The organism is Nocardia testacea NBRC 100365 (genome assembly GCF_000308775.1).
GTDB lineage: Bacteria > Actinomycetota > Actinomycetes > Mycobacteriales > Mycobacteriaceae > Nocardia > Nocardia testacea.
The window spans coordinates 41,043-47,571 of record NZ_BAGJ01000262.1 but is presented as its reverse complement, the minus strand read 5'-3'; the positions used below and the strand labels follow the sequence as shown (position 1 = coordinate 47,571).

The 6,529-nt window shown below is 66.4% G+C and carries 8 protein-coding genes; 2 read left to right on the top strand and 6 right to left on the bottom strand.

Annotated features, from left to right (window positions below):
- From ON38_RS28420 to ON38_RS28405, 4 genes are all read right to left on the bottom strand, one after another.
- Positions 1-1,449, bottom strand: a 1,449-nt coding sequence (locus tag ON38_RS28420) for a hypothetical protein (protein WP_039828130.1), incomplete at its 3' end; no start/stop codon positions are given.
- On the bottom strand, positions 1,449-2,762 hold the full coding sequence (locus ON38_RS28415; RefSeq protein WP_039828129.1) for a PBSX family phage terminase large subunit: 1,314 nt from the start codon (positions 2,760-2,762) through the stop codon (positions 1,449-1,451). The genes ON38_RS28420 and ON38_RS28415, both read right to left, overlap by 1 nt.
- Complete coding sequence (locus ON38_RS28410) at positions 2,759-3,196, bottom strand: helix-turn-helix domain-containing protein (RefSeq protein WP_157181962.1); 438 nt, start codon at positions 3,194-3,196, stop codon at positions 2,759-2,761. The genes ON38_RS28415 and ON38_RS28410 overlap by 4 nt, the downstream gene beginning before the upstream one ends.
- A gap of 425 nt (positions 3,197-3,621) precedes the next feature.
- Positions 3,622-4,167, bottom strand: a complete 546-nt coding sequence (locus ON38_RS28405) for a hypothetical protein (protein WP_039828128.1) — start codon at positions 4,165-4,167, stop codon at positions 3,622-3,624.
- 182 nt (positions 4,168-4,349) lie between these two features.
- On the opposite strand from ON38_RS28405, the gene ON38_RS28400 reads away from it, so the two are divergent.
- Together ON38_RS28400 and ON38_RS28395 are read left to right on the top strand one after the other, a co-directional pair.
- On the top strand, positions 4,350-4,727 hold the full coding sequence (locus tag ON38_RS28400) for a hypothetical protein (protein WP_039828127.1): 378 nt from the start codon (positions 4,350-4,352) through the stop codon (positions 4,725-4,727).
- A 98-nt stretch (positions 4,728-4,825) separates the two neighbouring features.
- Entirely contained in the window at positions 4,826-5,287 is a 462-nt protein-coding gene (locus tag ON38_RS28395; RefSeq protein ID WP_218000852.1) for an SLATT domain-containing protein, read from the top strand.
- Between the two features lies 1 nt (position 5,288).
- Here the strand turns inward: ON38_RS28395 and ON38_RS28390 are convergent, their stop codons facing one another.
- Together ON38_RS28390 and ON38_RS28385 are read right to left on the bottom strand one after the other, a co-directional pair.
- Positions 5,289-5,981 carry a hypothetical protein gene (locus ON38_RS28390; RefSeq protein WP_039828126.1) on the bottom strand — a complete coding sequence of 231 codons (693 nt, stop codon included), beginning with the start codon at positions 5,979-5,981 and terminating at the stop codon, positions 5,289-5,291.
- An 80-nt stretch (positions 5,982-6,061) separates the two neighbouring features.
- The gene (locus ON38_RS28385; protein ID WP_039828125.1) at positions 6,062-6,526 is read right to left on the bottom strand and encodes a hypothetical protein; all 465 of its coding nucleotides are present in this window, start codon (positions 6,524-6,526) and stop codon (positions 6,062-6,064) included.
- Positions 6,527-6,529 lie beyond the last annotated feature (3 nt).

The following is a 6,529-nucleotide window of genomic DNA, read 5'->3' as shown; positions in this document are numbered from 1 at the left end:
CTCCGTCGACGCCGCCTTGGCGGACTCCAGGGCTTGGAGGGTTTGCGCTTTCGACGCGATCGACTCCCGCGTAGCGGGCGGCCAGGAGACCTCCAGGTCTTCGCCGAGCTTCGCGCCGGTCTCGAAAACCGCTGCGTCGACCTCGATCAGGGTTCTCGCTGCCTCGGCAAGTTCGCCCTTCCAGATGCCGGAGCGCGCCTTGTAGGTGGCGGTGCTGGCGTCCTTCTTCGCGTCGACCTCGGTTGCGGTCATCGCCGCGCCGGACTCGTCGGGCAGCCCGAACGTGTACGGGGAGAACCCGACACGGCGGAGGATGGCGCGCAGGAACCCCTCAGCGGTCCGGAGATGGTCGTCCACTCGGATGGCGAACTGGTGTGCCTCGAGGACGGGGTTGCCGTTGGGGACACCGCCGACCTTCTCGTACACCTCCTGCTCGACATTGAACGAGGTGCCCTTGCCGGGGCCGCGGACCTCGAGCAGGTGCTCGGAGACCAGGAGCCGAGCCTTAGCGAGCCGAACGTCACGTGACAGGCTGCTGTAGGTCTCGTCGATCTGGTCCATCAACCCGATCACGGCCGCGTCGCCGATATCGGAACGGCCGAAGTGCCGCAGCACGCTCTTGCCGCGGAACGCCGGATTGGGCTTGGCGTTCGGGATGTAGAACGCGGTCAATCGGCTGGTGCCGGTGTCGACGTAGTCCTCATCGTTGACCGGGATGCTCCCGGTTTCCGCGTGCTTGTCCAGCCCGACCGGTTTGCCGAGCGTGACCGCGGTCCCCTCGTACAGGCCGTGATAGACGCGCCCGAAAACGGGCTGTTCCACACCGAACTCGTCGACCTCGATCCGGCCGGCCTCGTGCCGTTCCAGGTGACGTAACACTCGATTCTCGTCCACGTTCTCGTCGACCACGGTCCAGAACGTGACCGCCGACAACTGGCCGTAAAGGAACTCGGGGATCGCCTGATCGGCGTGCACCCAGTCGATCCACGCGTGATCGCGGACCGCGTTGTTCCACACGATGCGCCCGTACACACCGCCCAGCGCCGACCCAGCCTCCGCCGCTTCCAGCATCGCCGAATGCATCTGCGGAGTGTTCAGGATCTTGTCGACGCGTTTGCGCGCCTCCGCATTCGCGACGGTGTCGCCCTCGGCGACGCGGAACGCGACGGGGTCGGGCAGCAGCAGCGACGCGAGCGTCTGAACGATATCCGCGGCGATCGGCACATGAATCTGCCGGATCTGATTCGACGCGTCGGGCTTCGTTCCCCAGAACAGCCGTTTGATCCGGTCCACGAGACCACGGCCGAGCGACGTCCGGCCGGGCTCGCCGTGCGTCGCTGACAGCTTCTCCGCGTCACCCTCCCACCACACTTGACAGGTGGCGAACAACTGGAACGCGGGGGAGAGGTGGCGCGGCGGCCACGGCATATTCGCGTCAGGCAACGGCATCACGCTGCCTCCTTGGCTGCGGGTAGTGGTATCGGTTTCTTGAGCTGCGAGAACCAGGTGTATTGGCTGGATACGACCGCGTACCGCAGTGCGTCGCAGTAGTGGTCGTCGAGCTTGATCGGCTTGTCCTCGCCCTTCTCCGACGCCTTGGAATCCCAGACGTAGCCGTGGATCTCGGCGAGCAGCCGCGTGCAACGGTCGGAGATGCGTAGCTGGCCGGTCGAGAACAACGCGGCGACGGTGCGGATACCGTCGACCACGTCGTTCACTGCGTCAGCGACGCGTGCCGCGTCGTCGCGGTACAGCTGCAACTTGAACGACGCGGCGGCCGGGTCTACGAACACCCACTCGGGCTGGTGCGTCGCGTCACGCAGCCACGCGGCGAGCTGCTGCGACAGCTCTGCGTCGGTGCCCCGTTTCGGCGCCCACTCGTCGATGGCGTACAGCACACCGTCGGTACCCAGACCCAACAGCACGCCAGCGGTCGGGTTGGTCGTGCCGTAATCCACGCCGAGCGCCATGACGCGCGTCATCGGCGGCAGTTCCCTGAACGGCACAGTGTGCCGGCCTTCGTCGAAGCACTCGTAGACCGCGCCGTCGGCGACCACCCACAGCCCGAGAACGAACCGCTTGTACCAGACCCCGGTGTAGCTCGATTTCAGCGACGCGACGAACTCGGGGTCGAGGGTCGGATTGTCGTCGAGGATGAACGAGAACCGGTGCAAGTCGAGCGGCCTGTCCGGGTCGCCGGGCTCCAGCAGCGCGTACAGATCGCGACGGTCGATGATGCTGCCGTCGTGCGTGATCCAGTACTTCGCGCGGTCGAGCCACGACTTCTTGGCCCAGTGTCGCGGACCTTCGGGGTTGCCGGTCGCGAACATCTGCGCACCCGGAACACTGAGCCGGGAGAACAGCATGTTCCAGTACGACTCAGGGAGCGTCGGCGCCTCGTCGACGTAGGCGCCTGCCAGGGTGAGGCCCTGGATCTTGGTCCGCGCAGACTCGTTGTTCGCGCCGACCAGGATCACCGTGCGGCCGCAGATGTTGACGGTGCCGTTGCCGCGGTTGATCGAGACGCGGCCGGGGCCGAGCATGTCCTGAATCGGGAGGATCAAATTGTTGATGACGGTCCGCTCGGTGCGGCCGGTCATCAGCAGCGCGCCCTTCGGTCCTTTGCGGCAGTAGCGGGTCCAGTCGAGGAGCGAGCACACCGTCTTGGACGACCGGACCGACCCTTCATAGAAGTTGAGACGCGCGGTCGAGTTCTGGACCGCGGCGAGCTGTTTGCCGACCAGCGGCTGTATCGCGTTCACTCGGCGCCGCCTTCATCTGGGCCGGAGTCGTCACCGAGCATCGCGGCCAGCCACGCGTCCACAGCGGGCAGGTCTTTGCCGTCCTGGGCGATCTTCTGCGCGGCGAGCTGGTCGAGGCCGGTGTACCGCGACCGGCGCTCCATGATCTTCAAGGCGCGGTCGATCGCGTTCAGATTGCCCCGCGACGCGAGTTTCCAGATGCCGAGCATCATGGCGTCCAGCCGCGACAATTCGAGCTGGAGGACCGCTTCAGCGGGTTCCTTCGTGAGCTCCTTCATCGCCTCCTGCACCCACTCGTGCGCGGTGGAGGTCGAGACGTCGAGGGCCTGGGCGATCTGCCGGTAGTTGGCTCCGGACTCGCGGAGTTGCAGCGCCTGCGCGATCTTGCGGCGGCGGTCTATGGACTCAGGGCTGGTCCTATCGGTGCCTGGCACCTGGGGTGCCTCCTCGTGGTGGGCCGGGCTCACCCGGCGGCCGACTGTGCGCCGGTCCGTCCTGGGGTCCGGCTCGCCTTTCCTGCGCGGCGCCTCAGCCGCCGATTCCTGTAGGTGCTGTGTGCGGGGGCGGCCGCGCAGGAAAGGCAAGATGTGCCCGGATTACGCGCCGGGGTGCGCGGGTGCCGTCGCGTCAGGCGAGGGCAGCGGAGCCGGTCTCGACCAGGAAGACGAGCAGGCGGATCAGGCATTCGGTCATGGGACTCACCTCCTTTCGAGAAAGGTGAAAGGCGCCCACGCTCGACCTTTCGGGAGCGTGGGCGCCTGTGGAGGGCTCGCGGCGTACTGGCGCCAGGCGGCCCTCGAATCGAGGGGCGCGTGCCGGAAACCCCTGGGGGTCTACGTCACGCGCCGATGGCTCAAGCCTATTGCCGGGGCTGCGACACTGCGGAGAGCGAGTCACCGACCGGCTGCGACAGTCCGTTCCAGCCGATTTCGTAGCCGCCGGTCAGGCCGAGCGCGTCGATCGCGGCCTCCGCGGCGATCATCGCCGTGTCGAGGTCGGAGGCTTTGCCGTCCTGGAGGGTTTTGCCGGCCTCGTCCATGACCCACCATGCGCCGTCCTCGGACGCCAGGGCGGAGGCGTTGTCGAGTTCGGTGATCTTGGCTCCGGCCGGGCGGGAGGTCCAGTAGCGGCCCGGCCGAAACGGAGTGCGGGCGGGCAGGACCGGGTTCTTGCGCATCGAGTCGATGGTGTGCGCTTCCTCCAGGTAGGCGTGGGCCTCGTCCAACAGCTCTCGGCAGGCTGCCGGGTCGTCGATGAGCCGTTCGGCGAGGTTGGTGGTGTTCTCGGCGATCTTCAGTGCGGCGGCGCAGCGCTCGTCGAGACGTCGGTGCCACTCGTCGAGCGTCTTGCAGCGCGGGGTGGTCAGCGGGGGGAGGCTGGGGAGGCTGGTGTTGAGGCGGGTCATCTTGGTTCCTTTCGGTTGGGGGCGGTGGCGGCCGCCCGACCGTTCATACACTACGGCGATGTATGGAGAAGTGCAATCGGTGTCGGTCTAAAAGTCCTGCTTGCGGCATACATTGTCACGATGTATGGCGATTGAGTATCAACCCACAGGGGGCCGCCACCCCCGAACCGAAAGGAACCAACATGACCGAGAACCAGAACGTCACCGTCGTCCCGATGATCACGAGCCCGAAGCACGGCGCATACGAGTGGTACGGCCACCAGTTCGAGAGCACCGTCGAACTCCGCGGCCGGTTCCGCCACCAGCGGCACACCTGCCGATTCACGGTGACCTACTTCGACGAGACCACCGAGACCCGTCGGGAGTACCAGGGCCCGATCGTCAAAGGCGAATACGCGTTCATGACCGCGCAGGCCAGCGTGATCTCCTCCCACCCGATCGCGCTGCCTGAAGTGATCGACGTCGCCGACGGCGACCTGATCAGCATCCTCGGCAAGACGTTCCGCATCCAGGACGACAAGGCGCTGCATGACCCGCGCCTGGTCCGCGTCGAAGACTGACCCAACCAGTGCCGGGGCTCATGTGAGCCCCGGCACACCCTTGCCGGATGGCTCCGCAAACCGTCAGCCCTTACAGGCCAACCGCTATCGTCGGCCCTGTGAGCGACTTGCCTTCTGGCTTAACACCTTTGGAACTGGCGAACTATATACGTGCAGAGATAGATTCCAGCCACGCCTATGCGCGCCGCCGCAAGCATCAATTCCGACGGCGAGCCGTTGCCTTGCGGGTGGCTGTGGTAGCTCTGTCTGCCGCATCCACGATCATTCTCGGACTGCAATCCCTCAACCCCTGGGCGGGCACCGCGTTTGCCCTCATAGCTGTCGTGACGGCCGTCAGCGCGCTGGAGCCATTCTTTGCGTGGAGGCCTCTATGGGCCGCCATGGAGAAAGCTTCATACCGTTTCAACCGCCTCAGGGACGCTTTGAAGTTCTATGTCGCAACGACTGACCCGCAGCAGCTCGACCCGCAGGAGATTCGAAAGTCCTACGACGAGTTTCAGAGTATCTGGGAAGAACTAGGTACTAGCTGGGTGAGGCTTCGGGAGAACGCCGACCAGTAGTTCACCCGCGGACGGTGTCGAACTGCCCTGGCATGGCCACCGGCCGCAGCTTCACCCGCTGCGCGCGATGCAGCGCCAGCACAGCGCCAATCCGGAAGGTCGTCCCGCGCTCGGTGATGCAGCCAATCAGCTTCCCGCGCTCATGCCACTTGCGGATTGTCGCCGCCTTGACCGGCGCACCGTCGAAGTGCGGCAGCATCTGCGCCAGCTCCGCCGCGGTCCCGGTGCACTCCTCTGCCGCCTCCCGCATCCAGCCCTTGTACAGCTCCGCGCGATGGTCCTCGCCGCAATGGCGACATTTCAGTACCCGCAAATATCCCGGACCCGCGACCGAGCGGCCGCAGTTCTCGCACAGGCCGGCGAACTCCACTTCCGGCGCGGCGTCGACGCAGCCCCATGCCCGGGTGATCGCCTCGCAGAGTTCCCGCATCCACTCCTCGGCGCCAAGCACCCGTGATGTCCACGACAGGTTGGTCAGGATGGCCAGGGCCGCGTCGTGCGGGGACAGTGCGCGAGGAGCGTAGGGCGGTTGCGCGGCCGCCAGCCGCAGAGCGCGCAGCAACGCCCGGCGCCGCTCGCTCGCGCGATCGTTGATGATCAGCGGCGACTCATCCCCGCCGCCCCGGACGTCGTCGGCGCTGGGTCGGCGAGTGACGTCGGTCCGAGTGATGGTGACGTCGAGCTGCCGGAACAACTCGGGGATGCGCGGCAGGTCGCGGCGGAGCGCGCCGAGCAGCTCGGCGACAGTGGCTTTCGGCGACAGTGGGATTCTCCTCAGAACAGGTGCACGATCTCGCCGGGCACGGGTGCGTTCGGGTGCTGGAACTTCACCGGCGCCAGCGCATCGAGATAGGTGGCGCGGCGCGGCCGGTTGACCAGGGCGCCCGGCCAGTCCTCCGACCGGCCGGACAGGTAGCACTTCTTGACCGCCCAGAATCCGCCCTGCTGGGACTGCGGGCCGGGTCGGTGTCCTGCCCGTATCCACGCGCAGTACTCAGTCCAGAGGTCGGGCTGCCGGAATCGGGTGTGCAGGATCAGGTGACAAGTGATGCACAACGGGACGTAGCTCTCCGGCTGCGAGTAGTCCTCCAGATGGCCGTGGATCGCCCCGTCGGCCTGCTCGCACACGACGCAGACCGACGGCGGCTCCCACAGGCTCGATGCCCACATCTTGTTCAGTTCGGTTTGCACCCGGTCGCGGTATTCGCCGGGGAATCCGTTGTATGTGGACAGCGCCACGGG

What these genes read in the sequence shown, in the direction of transcription:
- ON38_RS28400 (WP_039828127.1), top strand. Translation starts at nt 4,350, where the DNA reads ATGACCGAGAACCAGAACGTCACCGTCGTCCCGATGATCACGAGCCCG.
- ON38_RS28405 (WP_039828128.1), bottom strand. Translation starts at nt 4,167, where the DNA reads ATGACCCGCCTCAACACCAGCCTCCCCAGCCTCCCCCCGCTGACCACC.